Below are 21665 nucleotides of genomic sequence, written 5' to 3' on the forward strand. Positions count from 1 at the left end.
GCCCTCAGCGTGGGCGCGTCCGCCCGGGCGCACCACGGGCCGGCCGGGCCCGGCCGGGGGCCCTTCGGCCCCGAGCCGGCCGGCGGTGGCCACTGCCCCTGCCACGACATGACGGACGGGAAGGGCGCCATCCACTTCTCGCGGATCCAGATTGCGCGGTGCACGGCCGCCGGCCGCTTCCCCGCGTCTCCTACGGGTCCTTCCCGCCAGTACCAGCACACCACGTGCGTCGCCTTTCCACCAGGGCCGACGTGGCTGTGGCGGGGGGTGCCACAGAGCCGTCAGGGCACCTCCGGGCCCCGGTACTCGGCCATCGCGTCGATGAGCCAGCGCGCCAGGTAGTCGGCGAACGAGGACCGCGGGAACAACCGGTACGTCGGTGCGTCGTCGACCTGCCAGAGCAGCACCGCCACGGGGCCCACCGTGGTCGACACCGCCCGGCCGGGTCCGTGGGCCCGGGGGTGCAGGTCGAGTGGGCAGCCCTTCTCCAGCACCTGCCGGGCGGCCGGACCGCTCAGCTCCAGCGTGGTGCGGTTGGCCGAGACGTCCACCACCGAGCCGGGATCGCCCGCGAGCGCCTCCCCCAACTCGCCGGCCACGGCGGTGCCGTCGGCGTGGGACAGCACGAGCCACTCGTCGGGGCCGAGCCAGACGAGCGTGTGCGGGCCGGACGCGGTGGTGTGGCCGCACTGTCGCGGCAGCGGCGCGCCCAGAGTCTTCTCGATGCGGACGGCCGCCTCGGACGCGGGATCGACGCGCAGGTTCACCATGGTGACGAACGGCCACTCGGCCAGCGTCACACCGCGGGCGCCGGTGACGGCGGCGGCACGCATCCGGTCCGCCAGATGGGCCAGGGGGCTGGTGCGCGGGGCCGGTGGGCCCGCCCCCGCGTCGCTCGTCGTGGGCTCAGCCATCGCGCTTGGTCCCTTCGGGGTCGTAGAGGACGGATTCGGTCACCTCGACGGGCACGAGGTCCTCCCCGACGGGGGCGAGCAGGGTCTCGCCGATCCTCGCCCGGCCTCCGGCGACGAGGGCGAGGGCGAAGGGGCGGCCGAGGGCCGGGCTGTGGTAGCTGGAGGTGACGTGGCCGAGCATGGGCACCGGACCGGTCCCGGGGGTGACCGGCACGTCCGGCGCGACGAGCTGGGTGCCCTCGGGCAGCCGGGTCGTGCGGTCCACCGGCAGCAGGCCGACCAGCTGCTTGCGGTCCCTACGGGAGGTGTCGGCACGGGAGTGGGACCGCTTGCCGATGAAGTCCTTCTGCTTCGAGACGACCCAGGACATGCTCGCGTCCTGCGGGGTGACGGTGCCGTCGGTGTCCTGGCCGACGATGATGTAGCCCTTCTCGGCCCGCAGGACGTGCATGGTCTCGGTGCCGTAGGGGGTGATGCCCCACGGCCGTCCGGCCTCGTGGACCCGCTCCCAGACGGCCGGGCCGTACCACGAGGAGACGTTGATCTCGTAGGCGAGTTCGCCGGAGAAGGAGATCCGGCAGATGCGGGCGGGAATGCCGGAGGCCAGGGTGGTCTCATGGAAGGCCATGAAGGGGAACGCCTCGGCGGACAGGTCGGCGTCGGGCGCGAGCCGGGCGACGACCTCGCGCGACTTCGGGCCCACGACGGCGATCGTCGCCCACTGCTCGGTCACCGACGTGCAGTGCACGTCGAGTTCGGGCCACTCCGTCTGCAGCCACTCCTCCAGCCAGTCCAGGACATGGGCGGCGCCGCCGGTCGTGGTGGTCATGAAGTAGCGGTTGTCGTCGAGGCGCAGGGTCACACCGTCGTCGAAGATCATGCCGTCGGGCTTGCACATCACGCCGTAGCGGGCCGTGCCGGGCTTCAGCTTCTTGAACGCGTTGGTGTAGACGCGGTTGAGGAACTCGCCCGCGTCCGCGCCCCAGATCTCGATCTTGCCCAGGGTGGACGCGTCCATGAACGCCACCCCTTCGCGGGCGGCGCGGCACTCCCGGGCCACGGCGGTGTCCATGTCCTCGCCGGGCAGCGGGTAGTACCGGGGGCGCTTCCACTGCCCGACGTCCTCGAACTCCGCGCCGTGCGCCACGTGCAGGCCGTGCAGCGAGGCCCTGCGCTCCGGGTCGAAGAGGTCGCCTCGCTCCCGTCCGGCGAGGGCCGCGAAGGCGATCGGTGTGTACGGCGCCCGGTACGCCGTCGTGCCGATCTCCGCCGGCGAACCGCCGAGGGCCTCGGCGATCACGCCGATCGCGTTGACTCCGGAGGTCTTGCCCTGGTCGTTCGCCGTGCCGAGGGAGGTGTAGCGCTTGACGTGTTCGACGCCGCGCATGCCGGCGCCGGTGGAGCGCCAGACGTCGGCCACGGTGACGTCGCGCTGGAGGTCGACGAAGTGGGTGTCCCAGGCGGCGGGTTCGCCGTCGGGGGCGGGCACCAGCCACAGGGCACGCGTCGGCGCGACGGCGGACCGCGCGTCGGGGGCCGGCGGTACGGCCACCGGGAACCCGGCCTCCGTGGCGGCCCGCGCACCCGCCCGCGCCCCTTCGGCCAGACAGCCGTCGAGGTCGTACGTCCCCCGGGCCGCACCGACGACCCGCTGGTCGCGTACGGCGCCGTCGGGGACGAAGGCGACCAGGTCCTCGTCCCAGCGCAGCCGGCCCTGCCGCTGGCTGTGCAGGTGCACCACCGGGCTCCAGCCGCCCGAGACGGCGAGCAGGTCGCAGTCGAACGACCGTGGGGCGCCGGTGAGCCGACCGTCCGCGTCGAGCGCCTGGACGGTGACGCCGCTGAGCCGGCCCTCTCCCTCGGTGCCGACCACCGCGCTGCCGGTCCGCACCGGTACGCCGGTCACGGCGGCGACCTCGGCGGCCCGGGGAGACAGCCCGGGGCGTGCGTCCACGACCGCGGCGATGTCGATGCCGGCGGCGTGCAGGTCGGCGACGGTGTCGTAGGCGCTGTCGTTGTTCGTGCCGACCACGGCCCGCGAACCCGGCGCCACCGCGTACCGGTTGAGGTACGTGCGCACGGCCCCGGCGAGCATCACGCCGGGCCGGTCGTTGCCGGCGAAGACCAGGGGACGCTCGTGCGCGCCGGTCGCCAGAATCACCTGGCGGGCGCGGATGTGCCACAGGCGCTGGCGTGAGACGCCCGCTGGGGCCTCGGGGCCGAGGTGGTCGGTGCGCCGTTGCAGGGCGAGCACGTAGTTGTCGTCGTACGAGCCGAAGGCCGTGGTGCGCGGCAGGACGACGGCCTCGGGGGCGGCGTCGAGCGCCGCGCGGAACCCGGCGGCCCGTTCGAGGTCGTCCCGCGTGCCGGAGAGCAGTGAACCGCCGGGTTCGGGCTGGTCGTCGACGAGGATCACGCGGGCGCCGGAGCGGGCGGCCCCGGCCGCGGCAGCGAGTCCGGCCGGGCCGGCGCCGACCACGAGGACGTCGGTGTGGACGTACTTCTTGTCGTAGACGGCGGGGTCGGGGGCCGGGTCGAGCCGTCCCATCCCGGACAGCGTGGTGGCGGACAGGCCGTCGTACAGCTCCACCGTCGTGGCCGGCAGCATGCCCTCCGAGCACGGGCCGTCGAGCTGCACCAGGGCATTGGGCTCCTCGACGCCCGCGGCGACGACGCCTCGCGGGCGGCCGCGGTAGAGCGACGGGGCGGCCTGGACGAGCCCGTTGGCCAGCATGGCCGAGGCGACGGTGTCGCCGGGGTGTCCGGTCAGCTCCCGCCCGTCGACGGTGAACCGCAGCACGGTGCCGCGGTCGACGCGGCCGCCGTGCCGGAGCCGGAACTGCTGGTCGGTCATCGGTTCCCTCCGGCCTGTGGCGGTGCGGGGCGGGGCCCGTCGAGCCGGTAGACGGCGAGCACCTCGTGGGTGGCGGTGTCGCGCAGGACGTTGAACCAGCGGCGGCAGCCGGTGCTGTGCACCCAGCGCTCGGCGAAGGGGCCCTTGGAGTTGTCGCGGTAGAAGACGTATGCGGCCCACTGCTCGTCGGAGAGGTCCGCGGGGCTCTCGGGGTGGGGAACGTGGGCCTGTCCCCCGTAGTGGTACTCGGTCTCGTCACGCGGACCGCACCACGGGCAGCTGATCAGCAACACGGTGTCCTCCTCAGTGGGCCACGGCCGCCGCGCCGTGTTCGTCGATCAGGGCGCCCGTCGTGAAGCGGTCGAGGGCGAAGGGCGCGTTCAGCGGATGCGGCTCGCCCGTGGCGACGGTGTGCGCGAAGGTCCAGCCGGCGGCCGGGGTGGCCTTGAACCCGCCGGTGCCCCACCCGCAGTTGACGAAGAGGTTCTCGACGGGGGTGGTGCCGATGATCGGGGAGGCGTCCGGGGTGACGTCGACGATGCCGCCCCAGGTGCGCAGCACGTGCGCGCGGGCGAAGACGGGGAACAGTTCGACGGCGGCGGCCATCTGCTGCTCGATCACGTGGAAGGAGCCGCGCTGTCCGTAGCCGTTGTAGGCGTCGACTCCCGCGCCCATCACCAGCTCGCCCTTGTGCGCCTGGGAGACGTAGACGTGCACGTGGTTCGACATGACCACGGTGGGGTGTACCGGCTCGTGCAGTTCGGAGACCAGGGCCTGCAGCGGATGGGACTGCACCGGCAGCCGGAACCCGGCCCGCTCGGCGAGAACGCTGCTGTGTCCGGCGGCCGCGAGTCCGACCCGGCCGGCGAGGACGCGGCCGCGGTTGGTCTCGACGCCCACGACCCGGTTGCCGTCCTTGAGGAAGCCGGTGACCTCGCAGCCCTGGATCAGGTCCACGCCCATCTCGTCGGCGCGGTGGGCCAGCGCCCAGGCGACGTGGTCGTGCTTGGCGATGCCGGCCCGCGGCTGGAAGGTGCCGCCGAGGACCGGGTACCGGGTGCGGGGCGAGATGTTGAGGATGGGACAGACCTCGGCGACCTCGTCCGGTTCGAGCCACTCGGCGTCGACTCCGTTGAGGCGGTTGGCTCCCACGCGGCGCACGCCCTCGCGGACGTCCTGGAGGGTGTGGGCGAGGTTGAGGACGCCGCGCTGGCTGAACAGGAAGTCGTAGTCCAGCTCCGCCGGGAGCCCCTCCCACAGTTTGAGGGCGTGCTCGTAGATCGCCGCGCTCTCGTCCCAGAGGTAGTTGGAGCGGATGATCGTGGTGTTGCGCGCCATGTTGCCGCCGGCCAGCCAGCCCCTCTCCAGGACGGCGACGTCGGTGATGCCGTGGTTCTTGGCGAGGTAGTAGGCGGTCGCCAGCCCGTGGCCTCCGGCACCGACGATGACGACGTCGTAGGAGGAGCGCGGCTCGGGGTTGCGCCAGAAGAAGTCCGGGTGCTCCGGCAGCGGCTGGGCGATCATGCCGCGTCTCCGTTCGGGCGGGACAGGTGGGGGTAGAGGGGGAAGGCGGCGGCGAGCTTCTCGACGCGGTCTCGCAACAGCCCCGCCCGCTCGTCGTCGAGCCGCTCGGCCTTCAGTGCCTGGGCGACGACGTCGGCGGCCTCCCGGAACTCCGTCGCGCCGAAACCGCGGGTGGCCAGGGCCGGGGTGCCGATCCGCAGACCGGAGGAGATCATCGGCGGGCGCGGGTCGAAGGGCACCGCGTTGCGGTTGACGGTGATGCCGACGCGGTGCAGCCGGTCCTCGGCCTGCCTCCCGTCGAGCGCGGAGTTCCGCAGGTCGACGAGGACCAGGTGCACCTCGGTGCCACCGGTCAGCACCGTGATCCCGGCCTCGGCCACGTCGTCGGCCAGCAGCCGGCCGGCGAGGATGCGGGCGCCCTCCAGGGTCCGCCGCTGGCGCTCCTTGAAGTCCTCGCTCGCCGCCATCTTGAAGGCGACCGCCTTCGCGGCGACGACATGCTCCAGCGGTCCGCCCTGCTGCCCCGGGAAGACCGCGGAGTCGATCTTCTTGGCCAGGCCGGCACGGCTGAGGATCACGCCTCCGCGCGGGCCGCCGAGGGTCTTGTGCGTGGTCGTCGTGACGACGTCGGCGTACGGCACCGGGTTCGGGTGGAGGCCCGCGACCACCAGCCCGGCGAAGTGGGCCATGTCCACCATCAGGTAGGCGCCCACCGCGTCGGCGATCCGCCGGAACGCGGCGAAGTCCAGCTGCCGGGGGTAGGCCGACCAGCCGGCCACGATCAGCTTGGGCCGGTGCGCGAGAGCGAGCTGTTCGACCTCGTCCATGTCGATGCGCATGTCGGACTCGCGCACGTGATAGGGGACGACGTCGTACAGCTTGCCGGAGTAGTTGACGCGCATCCCGTGGGTCAGGTGCCCGCCGTGCGCGAGGTCGAGGCCGAGGATCGTGTCCCCCGGCTCCAGCAGCGCGAACATCGCGGCCGCGTTGGCCTGGGCGCCCGAGTGCGGCTGCACGTTCGCGGCCTCGGCGCCGAACAGGTCCTTCACCCGGGCCACGGCCAACCGCTCGACGGCGTCGACGTGTTCGCAGCCACCGTAGTACCGGCGGCCCGGGTAGCCCTCGGCGTACTTGTTGGTCAGCACCGAGCCCTGGGCCTCCATGACCGCGGCCGGGGTGAAGTTCTCCGAGGCGATCATCTCCAGCGTCGACTGCTGACGGCGCAGCTCGGCGTCCACCGCGGCGGAGACGTCCGGGTCGACCGCGTGGAGCGGGAGGGAGAGAGGGGAGGCGAGAGTGCTGATCGACGGGGTGGTCGCCATCTGTGCACCATCCTGAGAGCCGTCTAATGGGCAACTGATATATCAGCCTGTGCGGTAAGGTATGGGAGCTCGACGGCCAGGTCAAGGGGGCATCCATGATGGCAACCGTGCCCGGAGGTGAGGAGCTCTCCCTCGCCGAGCGCGCCTACCGCGCCATCCGCGACCGGCTCGTCATGCTCGAGATCCGCCCCGGCGCGCCGATCAACGAGGAGCAGCTGGCCCAGTCCCTCGGCGTCGGACGGACCCCGGTCCGCGAGGCGCTGAAGCGGCTGCAGTACGAGCGCATGATCACCACCTATCCCCGGCGCGGCACCTTCGCCACCGACGTCAACATCACCGACCTGGCCCACATCTCCGAGGTACGGCAGGAGCTGGAGCCGCTGGCCGCCGCCCAGGCGGCGCGACGGGCGACGGCCACGGACCGCGCGGCCCTGACCGCGCTGCACCAGGAGCTGGACGGCGCGGGGGCCTCCGGTCAGCACCCCGCCGAGCTGATGCACCTGGACCTGCAGGTCCACCGCGCCATCTACGCCGCCACGCACAACCCGTATCTGGAGGACACCCTCGTCCGCCACGACAACCTGGCGACCCGCATCTGGTGCCTGTTCGTCGACCGGCTCTCCGACATGGCCGGCCATGTCGAGGAGCACGGACCGTTGATCGAGGCGATCGTCGCCGGTGACCCGGACCGCGCGGCGCGGCTCGCCCGCAGCCACGTCGAGGGCTTCGAACGGGCCGTTCGCGCGGCCATCTGAGACATGGCCTACGGGGTGGTGACGGCCGCCGGCAGCCGGTCGTGACGCGCGCCGACGGTCGCGCCTCCCCCGCTCACCGGCCCAGCGCCGGGGACGGCCCCGCCGAGCGGGAGCGCCGTCGCGTCACCAGCGCCATGACCGTCCCGACCCCCGCGATCACGAGCCCGATCCCACCGAAGAGGAGGGGCAGCAGCCACAGCGAGGCGAACCCGTCGATGCGCGCGTCCCCGGGGGACTCCGCGCGGTAGAGCACCTCGACCCGGTCACCCTTCTCGTACGACGGCGGGTTGGTGCCCGTGGAGCTCCGGAACGTCCTCGGCGTGCCGTCCGCGGAGGTGAACTCGACCACCGGGTACGCCACGGGCCCGTCGTGCGTCCGCTTCCCGTGGGACATGCCGTGGTCGTCGTCGCGCCACTCCAGGGCCACCACAGTGCCCCGGGCGCGTTCCGCGTCGGCCAGGAACGAGATCGTCGTCCCCGCGAGGACCAGCCCGATGACCAGGAACACCGCCCCGAACGCGATCAACCCGAAGGTGATCCACCGGCGGGCACGCCGCCCCCGCACCTGCACCTGAACCCGCACGCCGTCCCTCTCACTCGACCGGGTGAGACAGTATCCCAGGTGTCCCGTCACCGTGCCGTCGCCCCGGGCGGCACCGCCCCGTTCACCGGGCCACCGCTCAACCCCCCTGACCGCAGGGCGGGTTCCGAGGAGGACCGCGCAAGGACCCGGCTCTCACGGGCGTGCTCCCGCCGCGGTACTCGACGGAGGCCCGCGTCTCAGCGGGCGCCGACGAAGCCGGGGCGGCCGGCGACGAGACCGACCAGCAGTTCGGGCACGGTGCACGCGATCAGGAGCAGGATCGGCGTGTTCCAGCTGCCGGTGAGCGTGTGCAGGAGGCCGAAGGCCGCGGGGCCGCATCCGGCGAGGAGGTACCCACCGGTCTGCGCCATGGCCGACAGGCGTGCCGCCGTGGCCGGGTCGGGTGAGCGGAGACCCAGGAGGGTCATGGCGAGGGGGAAGCCGGCGCCGATGCCGGCACCGAGGACGCCGGTCCACGCCCATGCGTCCTGGGGTGCGAGGAGGATGCCGGTGAGCCCGGCGGCTTTGAGGGCGATCACCGTGACGACGAGGGGGCGTTGATCGGCGGCCCTGGCCGCGGCGACGGGAACGGCCAGGCCGAAGGGGATGCCGATGGTGAGCATGACGGATGTCATCGCCCCGGCCACGGCCGTGGGGTAGCCCTCGTCGCTCATGATCTGGGGTGTCCACGCCACCAGGACGTAGAAGCACAGGGAGACAAGGCCGAGTAAGGCGGAGACGGCCCATGCGAGCGGGGAGTGCAGTACGGACGTCTGAGGCACCGGCGGCACCGTGGCGAGCGGGGTCGTGGCCGGCGGCTGCCGGCGGATACGGCGGGCCGCGAGAAGAGCCCAGGTGAGGGCCGCGGCCAGGGCGGGCGCGGCCCAGACGGCGAGGGCCGGGCGCCACCCGGTGGCGGTGCTGAGGGGCACGGCGAGGCCCGCGGCGAGGGCGCCGGTGGCGGCCATCAGGGTCATCGCGAGGCCGGTCATGGTGCCGACGCTGTCGCGGAAGTCGCGCTTGATGACCGCCGGCATCAGCACGTTGCCCAGTGCGATGCCCGCGCCGACGAGAAGGGTGCCGGTGAACAGCGCGACCGGGGTGGGCACGGTGCGGACGAGGACGCCCGCGAGGACGAGCGCGAGGGCGCCGGCCAGGACGGCCTCCGTGCCGGCGCGCCGGGCCAGAGAGGGGGCGACGGGGGCGAAGACGCCGAGGCACAGCACGGGAAGCGTGGTGAGGATTCCGGCCTGGGTGCCGGTCAGGTGGAGCGCGGCCTGGAGGGTGGTGAGGACGGGCGGGATGCCGGTGATCGCCGCGCGTAGATTCAGGGCCAGGAGGATGAGGCCTAGAAGGGTGAGGGCGTCGGCGCGGCGGCCGGGGCGCGGGTCCGGGGCGGTGCGGGTGCGTCTGGTCCTGGTGGTGGACGGCACGGGTCTTTCCCTGGGGTGAGGTGCTGCGCTGATCGGTCAGTGACATCGAGAAACGGCTCCCTCCGGGGCGCCGGTGCGGTGTGTGGTCCGCGTCGGTGTCCGGAGGGAGCCGTGACGGGGGTGCGGCTGTCGGGTCAGACTCCGACGGCGGCCTTCTGGGCCTGGTGCCAGGGGCAGGCGTCCTTGCCGGCCGCGAGCGCGGCGGCCGTGGCCGCCGTGGCGGCGGTGCCCTTGTAGGAGGCGGGGTTGGTGGTGCCGTTGGCACCGATCTGGTTGAGGATCTCCTCGGAGAGGAGGTCCTGGCGGCCCTTGAGGGCGGTGGCGATCTCGGCGTCGCTCGCGAAGACCATCTCGGCGGCGATGTTGTCCTGGACGATCCGGGCGAGGTTGTCCCGGGCGACGGCGATGGGATCGCTGAGCATCTCGGCGGTGGGCACGTCGATCAGGTGCGAGTCGACCTTGGACTGGTCCATGCACCGCTTGATGATGATGGACGCCTGGTTCAGGACGCTGGTGGTCCAGATGGAGAACACGACCACGTACAGCTCGCTCCAGGCGGCTTCCCCGAGCTTGGTGCGCCACTTCTTCAACTGGCCTTCGATGCCGTCGATCTGGGCCTTCGCCGAGAAGACCATGTTGGTGCGGATCTTCGGGTAGACCCTGCCGGAGAAGACGTCGTAGCCGGGGATGTCGAACGTCTGGTCGTGCAGGACGCCGTCTATGTAGTGGATCGCCTCGTCCAGGATGAACTTGCAGCTGTCGTGCAGGTCCTTGGGGAGGCCCGCGGCGGTGAGCTTGTCACGGGCCGTGGTGAGGGTGGTCCTGAAGTTGGTGAGCGGGGTGACCCAGGAGTGGTCCGACTGCCCCTTGGCGGCGACCATGTCGAGGTCGTGGGCGTCGATGCGGTCCCGGTTGGGGACGTTGGGGACCTGGTCGCTGAGGTACTGGGCGAGGATGGAGTAGATGCCCAGCGGAACGTGCGCGATGGACTTGGCCAGCTCGAAGTACTCGGGAACCGGCTGCACGGTGTCCGTCGTGCCGTTGTACAGGAGCGTGAACTGGCCGCCGGTGGCGGTGTTCGTGACGACGATCATCGGCGACAGCCGCTTGGACAGATCGGCCTTGAGCGCGGCGTAGTTGCTGCGCATGTCGGCGTTGACCTTGCGTATCGCGTCGCGGGCATCCTTCTGGGCCGCGCTCGACGTCGTGGGAGTGCCGAACTCGTCGGCCGCCAAGGCCTGGCCGGCGGTGCCGAAGGCGGCTGCAGCGCCGACGGCGGTCGCACCGGCGAGAACGGTTCTTCGTGTGGTCACGTGAGGTGTGTTCCTTCTGTTTCGAGGGGGCGCGGACCGACCCGCGCCCGCCACCACGTGACCGTATTTGTACGGGAGTTGACCGGGCTATTAGTGGATCACACGGTAGTTCCCGCCACACACTGTGTGATCACCGCTCATTTTTCACGAATGGAAGTTCCGCTTTCGTTACAGGCAAACGGAACATTACGTACCGATGGCCGCCGCGGGGACCGCGCACCGACGGCACGCGACGCCGGCCCCCGCGGCGGCGGTTCGACGTGCGTCAGCCGAGCTGGGCCGCCGACGGCACGACGACGCCGTACAGGTCGGCGATCGTGGCGAGCGCACCGAGGTGCACCGCCTCGGCGGACACCTCGGCCACGGAGGTCGGCAGCGGCCGGGTGGCGGAGGCGTCCGCCACCACGGTCGGCTGGTTGCCGCGCAGGAACGCGCCCTGAGCGGTGAAGGCAACGCACATGTGGGTCATGAACCCGGCGATCACCACGTCCTTGTTCCCGGCCTCGTCGACCAGATCGCCGAGTTCGGTGTCGAGGAACGCGTTCGGCTTGGTCTTCACCACGGTGACCTCGCCGTCGACCGGCGCGACCTTCGGGTGGATCTGGCCGATCTCCGCGCGGATGTCGTACGGGGTGCCCTCGCCACCGTCGTTGATGACGTGGATGACCTTCGCACCGGCCGCGCGGGCCTCGGCGAGCAGCTTGGCGCCGGCGTCGAGAGCGGCCTCCCAGCCGGTCAGCTCCATGACGCCCTGGGTGTAGGTGTTCTGGTAGTCGATCAGGATCACCGTGGCGGAGGCGAGCGACGCGGGAGTGTCATCGAACGAGTTGAGCTGGCGCAGGGTGGTCGTAGGCATGGCTGTACCTCAAGTCATATGTCTCGTGAAGGTCTTGGGCCAGGCGATCGCGGCCCGACAAGAACGCTACGCGGACGCACGATGCGTCAGCAATGCCGTCCAACTTGCAGAAACAGACATCGGTACGGGCGGGGGTACGGGTGGGGACCGTGCGGGAGCCGCGGTCACGCCGCGTCCGGTCCCGGCGTCGCCGGGACCGGACCGGTTCTTCCTGAGGCGGCCGAATGAGCGCGCAGCCGACAGGTACGCCTCAGGACACCGTCAGCGTGCACTCGTTCTCGGCCATGGCCCAGCCGGTCCGGTCGGCCACATGAAGGGTGACCGTGGTGGTCTGGGTGTGCGAGCGGGGGTGACCGGAAGGGCGGGGCCCCCTGCTCAGGACCTCGCGGGTGGACCACGCGCCCCTGGCGCCGGCCTTCCGCTTCACGTCACCGGTGCCGGCGGCACTGCCCAGACCGTACGGACCCTCGCCGGTGACCTCGTCCGGACCGTACTCGTCGACGACGCTGACATCGATCCGCGTGGTCACCGTCGCCCCGGGGGCATGTCCGGTGCTTCCCGCGGTGTACTCCACGCGCCAGGTGTCCGGGTCACACGCGAGCTTGAGCCGCGCCTTGACCGGCCCGGGGGCCGCCGAGGCCGTCCCAGCCGGCACCAAGGCGAAAACGGTCCCGAGAACAACGGGTCCCACGCCGAAACCGATCCGACGGAGCGGGGAAAGAGTCATGTTCCTCAGCGTATGAAGCAAGATCGTTCACCGGGTACCACCTGACGGGTGATAAACGGCAACCGCCCACCCGATCGGCTCCGCCGCACCGACGACCACGGCCCCGTGCCCCCTGATCACCGCCGTCGACCGGACCTCCCCCAGTGTCCGCCCTGTGAACTCCCCCGATGCCCCCGACGCCTTTACAAGCGGCTCTGTGACACGTACGGGCCCGACGTCAACGCCATCCGCACCTGGGCCCGCGCCAACGGGTACGACGTGCCGCCGCGCTGCCGTCTCCCCGCAAAGGTCAGGGCGGCCTGGGAGCGGGGGCACCCCGACGGATGAACGCGCCCCCGGTCGGCCGGTCCGCCGGTCCGCCGGTCCGCCGCAGCGGCGCGGCTGCGGGAGCGCGCCGGCTCCGTTGCCGATCACCCGACTCGAAATCTAGTAGCCATGTACATAGTAGCCATGTACTGTATGGCTTGTGAGCTTCGGAGAACGAGAAGGAGCAGCCATGACCACCACCGCACCCCACGTCAACGGCCGAGTCGTCGCCCTGGCGCACTACGCCTCGCGCGCGCTCCTGGAGGATGCCCTGACCCGGCACGGGGCCACGTTCAACCAGAGTGTGACGCTCCGCGTCGTCGCGGTCGCGGGCGGAGCCGTCGGCCGCGACGCGCTCGTCGCGGACGTCATCGGCTCGCTGAAGACCGACGAGTCGGTCGTGCACGGCGTCATCGCGGAGCTGACGGCCGCGAAGCTGCTGGAGGAGGACCCGGCGGAAGCGTCCGGGATACGGCTCACGGACGCCGGACGAGCGCTGTACGAAAGCACCGCCACCGAGTCCGCCGAGATCGCGGCCCGGCTGTACGCCGACATCCCGGCCGAGGACCTGGCGATCGCCGGCCGCGTGCTGACCCTGGTCACGGAACGGGCGAACGCCGAGCTGACCGAGGCATGAGGTGGTGTCACCGCTTGCCGCCGGTGCGGCGGTGCCGCACCAGCCGTCCTCGGCCCCTCTCCCGGCCCTGAGGGCGCCTCCCGGCGGCAGAAATCGGCGTGATCCCGGCATCCCGTCCGGGTAGAGTCGGGCGGTGCCCGAGCTGAAGCGGCTGCATGCCAGCCATGCCGAGGCGGTCCTGGCGTTCGAGCTGGCGAACCGCACCTATTTCGCCGCCTCGGTCCCCGACCGCGGTGAGGAATTCTTCGACCGGTTCACCGACCGGTTCAACGCCCTGCTGGCCGAGCAGAAGGCCGGCGTCTGCGCCTTCTACGTACTCGTCGCCGACGACGGCTCGATACTCGGCAGGTTCAACCTGGTCGACATCGAGCACCGCACCGCGCAACTCGGCTACCGGGTCGCGCAGCAGGTCACCGGCCGCGGCGTGGCCACCGCCACCGTCCGGGAGCTGTGCCGTCTGGCGGCGGACCGGCACGGACTGCGCACGGTGCGGGCGGCCACCGCCCACGACAACGCGGCCTCCCACCGGGTGCTGACCAAGGCCGGATTCGTCCCGATCGGCCCGGCCGACCCCGCCGACCTCGGCGGCAAGCGAGGCACCTGGTACCAGTGCGACCTCGCGTTCCTGCCGTAGCCCGCCGGGCGTCGCCGTTCGGCCGGCCTTTCCGGCCTCGGCGGCGGCGAGGCCGTGCGGCCGCCGTCCGCCGACGGCACGCTTCTCACCGGAACCGCGGCTGTCCGGCCCGGCCGCCGGGACGGTCCGGCACCCCACGTCGGAGCATCCGAAAAGTGGACGGTCCTACCACCTGGGGATACGCATCCCCCCCGCCTGGCGGGGGTACTCCGGCCACATGCCGGATGGTTGAACCACCATCGTTCCTGGAGGGTGGTGGTCAATGGGACAGTTCCCGGCTCAGGCCGGAGCCGTCCACGACGGAACTCCACTCGCCGTCACCAGCCGCGCGCGGGGGCGCAGCGGGACCGTCAGGTAAAGGGCCGTGTTCCCCAAGGGGTCGTCCGTACGCCGGGCGCCCTCCGGCGGGGACGCCGAAGTACCTGCCCCAGAGCCTGAACGGGGGCGATGTGCCGTCCCACCGGAGAAGGAGGTCGGATCGTGAGGGTGCGACTGACGATGCTGTGCGCGACCGCCACGGAAGGCAGCCGGGACCAGGTCTTCGGGGACGGTGCCCTGAGCGAGCACGACCGGCACGAGCTCGCGGCCGCGCGTGCGGCGCTTCCGCCGTACGCACGGGCCGTGCGGACGCCCTCGGTCCGCTGCGCGCAACTCGCCGAGGCGCTCGCCGTCGAAGCCACGCCCGAGAGTGCCTTGCGCGATCTCGACTACGGCGCATGGGACGGCCGCCCGCTCGAAGAGATCGCGGCCGAGGACCCCTACGGCCTGTCCTCCTGGCTGACCGATCCCGACGCCGCGCCGCACGGGGGCGAGTCCGTCCGCGAGCTCTGCCGTCGGACGGCGACGTGGCTGGACATGCTGCGCGGGGACACGGGCTCCGTGCTCGCGATCACCGAGTCCACCGTCGTCCGCGCCGCTCTGGTCCATGTCCTGTCCGCACCCGCCCGCGCCTTCTGGCATCTGGACGTGCCGTCCTTCTCCGCGGTGACGCTGACCATGCGCGACGGCGGCTGGAACGCCCGGTTCGGCCGCCTGGAGGTCCCGCAGCAGCGGCCGCCGGCCGATGGCTCTCCCCATGTCGCGGTGCTGACGATCCGCTCCACTCGACGCCACATGTGCCTCACCAGCCGACCCTGACCTCGCAAGGCGCTCTCGTCCCGGCCGCGCGCTCACAGCGGCGAAGTGATCAGCGCCGAGAGAGCCGAACGCACCGATACTGAGGACACGGAATCCACGCCGCCCACCCCGCGCCGGCCGTGTTCGTGCCGGTGCCGGGCGGTGCCCAGCGGCGCAGCCGCCCCCGGCGTGGTACGAATCGGACCAGGGTCCGACAGAGGCTGGAGCGCACGTGATCCGGGTACTGGTGGTCGACGACGAAGCCCTGATCCGAACGGGCTTCGGGCGTATCCTCGACGCCGCCGACGGGATCGAGGTCGTCGGGGCGGTGTCCGGCGGTGAGGCCCTTCGGACGGTGCGCGAGACGCACCCCGACGTCGTTCTGCTGGACATCCGCATGCCGGACGTCGACGGGCTCACCGTACTGGGCGAGATCCGCCGGCTGCCGGAGCCTCCCGTGGTGGCCATGCTGACCACGTTCGACATGGACGACTACGTGGAGACGGCACTGCGCTCAGGCGCCGCCGGCTTCCTCCTCAAGGACACGGATCCCGAGGCGCTGCCGCTGGCGGTGCAGAGCCTCGCCCACGGCGGCACGGTGCTGTCGCCCAAGGTCACACGCACGGTGGTGGACGGCTACCTGAGCGCGGGACCGCAGGAGCGCCGGCCGAAGTCGCTGGAAAGGCTGACCGACCGCGAGCGTGAGGTCCTCGTCCTCGTCGCCGAGGGCCTGTCGAACGCCGATATCGCGACCCGGATGCACCTGAGCACCGGCACGGTGAAGGACCACGTCAGCGCGATCCTCACCAAGCTGGAGGTGAGCGGCCGGGTCCAGGCCGCCCTCTTCGCCCAGCGGGCCGGACTCCTCGCGGAGGGAACAGGATGAACCGCCCGTCCCCGCTGCTCCTGGACGGCGTGGCGGTGGCCATGGCCCTCCTCGACGTGTGGGCTCACTGGGACATCAACGAGCCGTTGCGGATGGCCTGTGGCCTGGGCGCCGCCCTCGCCCTGCTGCTGCGCCGGCGCCACCCGCTGCTGACCTTCTTCCTCACGCTCCCGTCCGTGCTGCTGTCCGACGCGGTCTTCGCCTGCCTGGCCGCGCTGTACACGCTCGCTTCCCTGGGCCGCCCCCGGACGCTGCTGGTCGTGGGTGCCCTGGCCTTCGCCTTCAGTGACATCACGGCGCTGCCGTCGGCGAACCTGGACCTGACGCGTAAGTCGGCGCTCATCGCGTTCGGCTACAGCGCCGCCACGGCCGCCGCCGCCGTCTTCCTCGGGCAGCTCGTGCAGACCCGCCGCGACCTGTCACTGAGACTGGCCGAGATCTCCGAGGCGCGTGACCACCAGCAGCTGCTGACCGCCCAGGCCGCCCTGGCCAAGGAACGCGCGCAGCTCGCGCGGGAGATGCACGACGTCGTCTCCCACCAGGTCAGCCTGATCGCCGTGCGTGCCGGAGCCTTGCAGGTGGGCACGGGCGACCCGGACACCAAGGAGGCCGCGGCCACGATCCGCCGGCTGAGCGTGCAGACGCTGGACGAGCTGCGCCACATGGTCGGGGTGCTGCGCGCCTCCGGTGGGAACCCCACGGACCTGACGCCGCAGCCCGCGCTCACCGACATCCAGCGGCTGGCCGACAACTGCGGCATCGAGACCGAGCTGAGGATGGCCCTGCCCGAGGGACTCCCCCCCACCGTCCAGCGCGCGGTCTACCGCACCGTCCAGGAGGCGCTGACCAACACCCGCAAGCACGCTCCCGGGGCCACCGCGCGCATCGACCTGTTCCAGACCAACGGTTCCGTGCACGTCAGGGTCACCAACACCGCACCGACCCAGCCGCCCCTCCCGCTGCCCGGTGCGCACCACGGTCTGATCGGTCTCCGCCAGCGCGCCGAGCTCCTCGGCGGAACGATGACCTCCGGACCGACCGGCGACGGCGGCTACGAAGTCCGCGTGGTGCTGCCGGCCGAAGCGGCGGGGTGAGGCCGGCGGGGATCCGCCGACTGCAAGTCATCGCGTCACGATGCATGCGAACGCAAAAAGCTAGCCGAATGACGCAATTTCTCGATCTCCTTGTAGGGCACGGAATCCGGCGTGACCTGAGCCGGTTCACGGACGGGCGACGCTTCCGCCTCCTCTCGCGGCGGTGACACAGGGGTACCGGGCGAAACTTCTCCCGTCGCGACCGTGGACGTACGCGCGAGTGGTCTGCAATATTTCGATGAACTAATGCAAGAAGCTGCGCAGAGTTGATTCCTGTGCCCGCCGGCCTGACGCACCGCGCCACCGCTCCGCCCCGAAACGAGCCGCCCTCGCGTGCCGCAGCGGTACGTGAGCCCGCCGCAGGGAGTGACCCCGCATGACCCGATACAAACCCAGCTCGTGGAGAGTGCGCACAGCCACCGCCGCACTGACCTCCACCCTCATGGTTCTGGGGCTGCCCGCCCTCGACGCACACGCGGCCGGCGGCCCGGATGCCGCCGCCGGTGCGACGGCCCGGGCCGGCAGCGCCCTCGGCACGCACCCGGCCGCCAACGTCGACGACGGCGATGCCGGCACCTACTGGCAGGCCGGGACGAAGTCGGCCCAGTGGGTGCAGACCGACCTCGGGCGCTCCCGGCGCGTCCGGCAGGTCGTGCTGCGTCTGCCCGCCCACTGGGGGACCCGCAGGCAGACCCTCGCCCTCCAGGGCAGCGCCGACGGCAAGAGCTTCGCGACCCTCACGTCCTCGGCGACGTACGACTTCGGCCCCGGCAACGGCAACACGGTGAAGATCTCCTTCCCCGCCACCCTCGCCCGCTACGTACGGGCCGACTTCAGCGGCAACTCGGTCGGCGGCACCGCGCAGCTCGCCGAGATGCAGGTGCTCACGACGGACGCCTCGTCGCCGAACCTCGCCCTGGGAAAGCCCTTCACCGAGAGCGGGCACGCCGACGTGTACGGCGCCGCCAACGCCGGTGACGGCAACCGCTCGACGTACTGGGAGAGCAAGAACAACGCCTTCCCGCAATGGGTGCAGGTCGATCTCGGCTCCTCGGTCAAGGTCGACCAGGTGACACTGCGGCTGCCGAGCGGATGGCCGAGCCGCAGTCAGACACTCAAGATCCAGGGTTCGACCGACGACCGGAACTTCACCGACCTGACCGCGTCGAAGCCGTACACCTTCGACAGCGGTGACGACCAGTCGACGACCATCGGCTTCGACACCACCACGACGCGGTACGTGCGTGTGCTCTTCACCGCCAACACGGGCTGGCCCGCCGGACAGGTGTCCGAGCTGGAGGTGTACGGACCGGCGACCGGCGACACCCAGGCCCCCACCGCGCCGTCGAACCTCGGCTACACCGAACCCGGCACCGGGCAGATCAAGCTCACCTGGAGCGCGGCCGCCGACGACACGGGCGTCACCGGTTACGACATCTATGCCAACGGCGAACTCCGGGCGAGTGTGGCCGGGAACGTGCTGACGTACACCGACACCCAGCCCGCCGGCAGCGACATCACCTACTTCGTCCGTGCGAAGGACGCGGCGGGCAACGTCTCCTCCGACAGCAACAGCGTCACCCGCAAGGGGTCCGGCGGCGACACCCAGGCCCCCACCGCACCCGGCGCCCTCGACTACACGCAGTCCGGCGGCGACGTGTCGCTCACGTGGCAGGCGTCGAGCGACAACGTCAAGGTCACGGGCTACGACGTCTACGCCGACAACCGGCTCGTGAAGTCCGTCGCGGGGGACGTCACGACGTACACCGACAGCCCACCGGCGACCTCCACCGTCACCTACTACGTGAGGGCCAGGGACGCGGCCGGCAACATATCCGCGCCGAGCAACAGCGTCACCCGGCCCGGGTCGTCCGGCGGCAACCTCGCCCAGGGCAAGCCCATCGAGGCGTCGTCGGACGTCTTCACCTACCTCGCCGCCAACGCCAACGACGGCCTCACCAGCACCTACTGGGAGAGCGCGGGCGGTGCCTACCCCGCCACCCTCACCACCAGGCTGGGCGCCAACGCCGACCTCAGCAGAATCGTCGTCAAGCTCAGCCCGGACACGGCCTGGTCCACGCGCACCCAGAACATCCAGGTCCTCGGCCGCGACCAGGACGCGACCACCTTCACGACCCTGGCGGCGGCGAAGGACTACACCTTCTCCCCCGGCACCGGCAACACGGTGACCATCCCGGTCTCCGGCTCGGCCGCCGACATCCAGCTGAAGTTCACCGCGAACTCCGGCGCACCCGGCGCGCAGGTCGCCGAGTTCCAGGTGATCGGGACGCCGTCCGCCAACCCGGACCTCAAGGTCACCGGCATCACCAGCACGCCGGCCGCCCCGGTCGAGTCGGACGCCGTGAGCCTCACGGCGACCGTCATCAACAGCGGCAGCAAAGCGGCGAAGGCCACCGACCTGAACTTCACGCTCGGCGGCACGAAGGTCGCCACCACGGACGTCCCGGCCCTCGCGGCCGGTGAGTCAAGGACCGTCACGGCGGGCATCGGGGCCCGGGACGCGGGCAGCTACTCCGTCGGCGCCCAGGTGGACCCGTCCGACAAGGTGATCGAACAGGACGAGGCGAACAACGCCTTCACCCGGTCCGACGCCCTCGTCGTCAAGCCCGTGTCCAGCTCCGACCTGCTCGCCGCGCCGGTCTCCTGGACCCCGTCCAGCGCCTCGGCCGGCGACGAGGTCAAGTTCACCGTCGCGATCAGGAACCAGGGCACGACGGACTCGGCTTCCGGCACCCACAACGTGACCCTCGCGATCCTGGACGCCAAGGGCGCCACCGTGAAGACCCTCAGCGGGTCCTACGACGGCACCATCGCGGCGGGGCGGACGACCGCACCGGTCGCCCTCGGTTCCTGGACGGCCGGCAACGGCAAGTACACCGTCAGGACGGTCATCGCCGACGACGCCAACGAACTGCCGGTCAAGCGGGCCAACAACACCACGGTCCAGCCACTGTTCGTCGGCCGCGGAGCGGACATGCCGTACGACAGGTACGAGGCCGAGGACGGCACGCTCGGGGGCGGCGCCAAGATCGTCGGTCCGAACCGTACCGTCGGCGACCTCGCCGGCGAGGCGAGCGGCCGCAAGGCCGTGACCCTCACGGGCACCGGCCAGTACGTCGAGTGGACCACCCGCGCGGCGACCAACACCCTGGTCACCCGCTTCTCGGTCCCGGACGGCACCACCACGACGCTCGACGTCTACGTGGACGGTCAGTTCCTCAAGGCGATCGATCTCACCTCGAAGTACGCCTGGCTCTACGGCAACGAGACCTCGCCCGGGAACTCGCCCGGCTCCGGCGCGCCGCGGCACATCTACGACGAGGCGAACGTGCTGCTGGGCAGGACGGTCCCGGCCGGTTCGAAGATCCGGCTGCAGAAGGACGCGGCCAACACCTCCGGCTACGCCATCGACTTCGTCGACACCGAGCAGGCGACAGAGGCTCCGAACCCCGACCCGGCCGGCTACGCGGTGCCGGCGGGCTTCTCGCACCAGGACGTGCAGAACGCCCTCGACAAGGTCCGCATGGACACCACGGGCAAGCTGGTCGGCGTCTACCTGCCCGCCGGCGACTACGAGACCTCCGGCAAGTTCCAGGTCTACGGCAAGGCGGTCAAGGTCATCGGCGCCGGGCCGTGGTTCACCCGCTTCCACGCACCCTCGTCGCAGGAGAACACCGATGTGGGCTTCCGGGCCGAGGCCGGCGCCAAGGGCTCGACGTTCGCCGGGTTCGCCTACTTCGGCAACTACACCTCCCGCATCGACGGTCCGGGCAAGGTGTTCGACTTCTCGAACGTCTCTGACATCACCATCGACAACGTGTGGGCCGAGCACATGGTGTGCCTCTACTGGGGCGCCAACACCGACCACATGACCATCAGCAACTCCCGCATCCGGGACACGTTCGCCGACGGCATCAACATGACCAACGGCTCCACGGACAACCACGTCGTCAACAACGACGCCCGGGCGACGGGTGACGACAGCTTCGCCCTCTTCTCGGCCATCGACGCGGGCGGCGCCGACGAGAAGAACAACCTCTACGAGAACCTCACCTCGACCCTGACCTGGCGAGCGGCCGGCGTGGCCGTGTACGGCGGCTACAACAACACCTTCCGTAACATGCGCATCGCCGACACCCTGGTGTACTCCGGGATCACGATCTCCTCGCTGGACTTCGGCTACCCGATGAACGGCTTCGGGACCGATCCCACGACGATCGAGAACGTCTCCCTGGAACGGACGGGCGGCCACTTCTGGGGCTCGCAGGTCTTCCCGGCCGTCTGGGCCTTCTCCGCCTCCAAGGTCTTCCAGGGAATCCGCGTCAACGACGTCGACATCGACGACTCCACCTACGGAGGCGTCATGTTCCAGACCAACTACGTCGGCGGCCGGCCGCAGTTCCCGGTGAAGGACACGATCTTCACCGACATCTCCATCACCGGATCCAAGAAGAGCGGAGACGCCTTCGACGCCAAGTCCGGCTTCGGGATCTGGGCCAACGAACTGCCGGAACCCGGCCAGGGCCCGGCGGTCGGCGAGGCCACCTTCCGCAACCTGCGGATGAGCGGCAACGCCGAGGACATCCGCAACAGGACCAGCACATTCAAGATCAACATCGAGTAGCGCCGGCCAAGCCGGGTGGGGCGGGCCGTGTCCACGGCCCGCCCCCACGGGTTTTCCGCACGGGGC

At 71.3% G+C, this 21665-nt stretch carries 18 protein-coding genes; 8 read left to right on the forward strand and 10 right to left on the reverse strand.

What is annotated here, in order from left to right; all coding sequences use genetic code 11:
- Positions 1–281: 281 nt before the first annotated feature.
- The 5 genes from FHS34_RS10965 to glyA are packed head-to-tail and all read right to left on the reverse strand — an operon-like array spanning position 282 to position 6614.
- Entirely contained in the window at positions 282–914 is a 633-nt protein-coding gene (locus tag FHS34_RS10965; RefSeq protein ID WP_184963680.1) for a sarcosine oxidase subunit gamma, read from the reverse strand.
- A complete protein-coding gene (locus tag FHS34_RS10970; RefSeq protein ID WP_184963682.1) occupies positions 907–3768 on the reverse strand; it encodes a sarcosine oxidase subunit alpha family protein in 2862 nt (953 codons plus the stop codon). Before FHS34_RS10970 ends, FHS34_RS10965 begins: the two co-directional genes overlap by 8 nt.
- Entirely contained in the window at positions 3765–4061 is a 297-nt protein-coding gene (locus tag FHS34_RS10975) for a sarcosine oxidase subunit delta (RefSeq protein ID WP_184963684.1), read from the reverse strand. Before FHS34_RS10975 ends, FHS34_RS10970 begins: the two co-directional genes overlap by 4 nt.
- A gap of 10 nt (positions 4062–4071) precedes the next feature.
- Positions 4072–5292, reverse strand: a complete 1221-nt coding sequence (locus FHS34_RS10980; RefSeq protein WP_184963686.1) for a sarcosine oxidase subunit beta family protein — start codon at positions 5290–5292, stop codon at positions 4072–4074.
- Positions 5289–6614, reverse strand: a complete 1326-nt coding sequence (gene glyA / locus FHS34_RS10985) for a serine hydroxymethyltransferase (protein ID WP_184963688.1) — start codon at positions 6612–6614, stop codon at positions 5289–5291. Before glyA ends, FHS34_RS10980 begins: the two co-directional genes overlap by 4 nt.
- A 95-nt stretch (positions 6615–6709) precedes the next feature.
- On the opposite strand from glyA, the gene FHS34_RS10990 reads away from it, so the two are divergent.
- Positions 6710–7369 (forward strand): GntR family transcriptional regulator, encoded by a 660-nt coding sequence (locus FHS34_RS10990; RefSeq protein WP_184963690.1) that lies wholly within the window; start codon positions 6710–6712, stop codon positions 7367–7369.
- Positions 7370–7442: 73 nt separating this feature from the next.
- On the opposite strand, the gene FHS34_RS10995 is transcribed toward FHS34_RS10990, so the two are convergent.
- From FHS34_RS10995 to FHS34_RS11015, 5 genes are all read right to left on the reverse strand, one after another.
- The gene (locus tag FHS34_RS10995) at positions 7443–7952 is read right to left on the reverse strand and encodes a DUF3592 domain-containing protein (RefSeq protein WP_184963692.1); all 510 of its coding nucleotides are present in this window, start codon (positions 7950–7952) and stop codon (positions 7443–7445) included.
- Between the two features lie 197 nt (positions 7953–8149).
- Positions 8150–9385: an MFS transporter gene (locus FHS34_RS11000; protein ID WP_184963694.1), complete on the reverse strand. Its 1236-nt coding sequence runs from the start codon at positions 9383–9385 to the stop codon at positions 8150–8152.
- A gap of 134 nt (positions 9386–9519) precedes the next feature.
- Positions 9520–10698 carry a hypothetical protein gene (locus tag FHS34_RS11005; protein ID WP_184963696.1) on the reverse strand — a complete coding sequence of 393 codons (1179 nt, stop codon included), beginning with the start codon at positions 10696–10698 and terminating at the stop codon, positions 9520–9522.
- Positions 10699–10963: 265 nt separating this feature from the next.
- The gene (locus FHS34_RS11010; protein ID WP_184963698.1) at positions 10964–11554 is read right to left on the reverse strand and encodes a cysteine hydrolase family protein; all 591 of its coding nucleotides are present in this window, start codon (positions 11552–11554) and stop codon (positions 10964–10966) included.
- 250 nt (positions 11555–11804) lie between these two features.
- The gene (locus tag FHS34_RS11015; protein WP_184963700.1) at positions 11805–12212 is read right to left on the reverse strand and encodes a hypothetical protein; all 408 of its coding nucleotides are present in this window, start codon (positions 12210–12212) and stop codon (positions 11805–11807) included.
- Positions 12213–12386: 174 nt separating this feature from the next.
- Here FHS34_RS11015 and FHS34_RS44370 point away from each other — a divergent pair, with 174 nt between their 5' ends.
- The 7 genes from FHS34_RS44370 (at position 12387) to FHS34_RS11050 (ending at position 21599) form a co-directional block, all read left to right on the forward strand.
- Positions 12387–12608, forward strand: coding sequence for an Lsr2 family DNA-binding protein (locus FHS34_RS44370; RefSeq protein WP_425579029.1), 222 nt, complete (start codon positions 12387–12389; stop codon positions 12606–12608).
- 169 nt (positions 12609–12777) lie between these two features.
- The gene (locus FHS34_RS11025; RefSeq protein ID WP_184963703.1) at positions 12778–13224 is read left to right on the forward strand and encodes a winged helix DNA-binding protein; all 447 of its coding nucleotides are present in this window, start codon (positions 12778–12780) and stop codon (positions 13222–13224) included.
- Between the two features lie 133 nt (positions 13225–13357).
- Positions 13358–13858 carry a GNAT family N-acetyltransferase gene (locus tag FHS34_RS11030; RefSeq protein WP_184963705.1) on the forward strand — a complete coding sequence of 167 codons (501 nt, stop codon included), beginning with the start codon at positions 13358–13360 and terminating at the stop codon, positions 13856–13858.
- 480 nt (positions 13859–14338) lie between these two features.
- On the forward strand, positions 14339–14995 hold the full coding sequence (locus FHS34_RS11035) for a histidine phosphatase family protein (RefSeq protein WP_225817338.1): 657 nt from the start codon (positions 14339–14341) through the stop codon (positions 14993–14995).
- 211 nt (positions 14996–15206) lie between these two features.
- A complete protein-coding gene (locus tag FHS34_RS11040; protein WP_184963707.1) occupies positions 15207–15860 on the forward strand; it encodes a response regulator in 654 nt (217 codons plus the stop codon).
- Positions 15857–16954: a sensor histidine kinase gene (locus FHS34_RS11045; protein WP_184963709.1), complete on the forward strand. Its 1098-nt coding sequence runs from the start codon at positions 15857–15859 to the stop codon at positions 16952–16954. Before FHS34_RS11040 ends, FHS34_RS11045 begins: the two co-directional genes overlap by 4 nt.
- Positions 16955–17330: 376 nt before the next feature.
- Entirely contained in the window at positions 17331–21599 is a 4269-nt protein-coding gene (locus FHS34_RS11050) for a discoidin domain-containing protein (protein ID WP_184963711.1), read from the forward strand.
- Positions 21600–21665: the final 66 nt, after the last annotated feature.

The sequence above is a fragment of the Streptomyces echinatus genome, from assembly GCF_014203595.1.
In the GTDB taxonomy this organism is placed as follows: Bacteria; Actinomycetota; Actinomycetes; order Streptomycetales; family Streptomycetaceae; genus Streptomyces; species Streptomyces echinatus.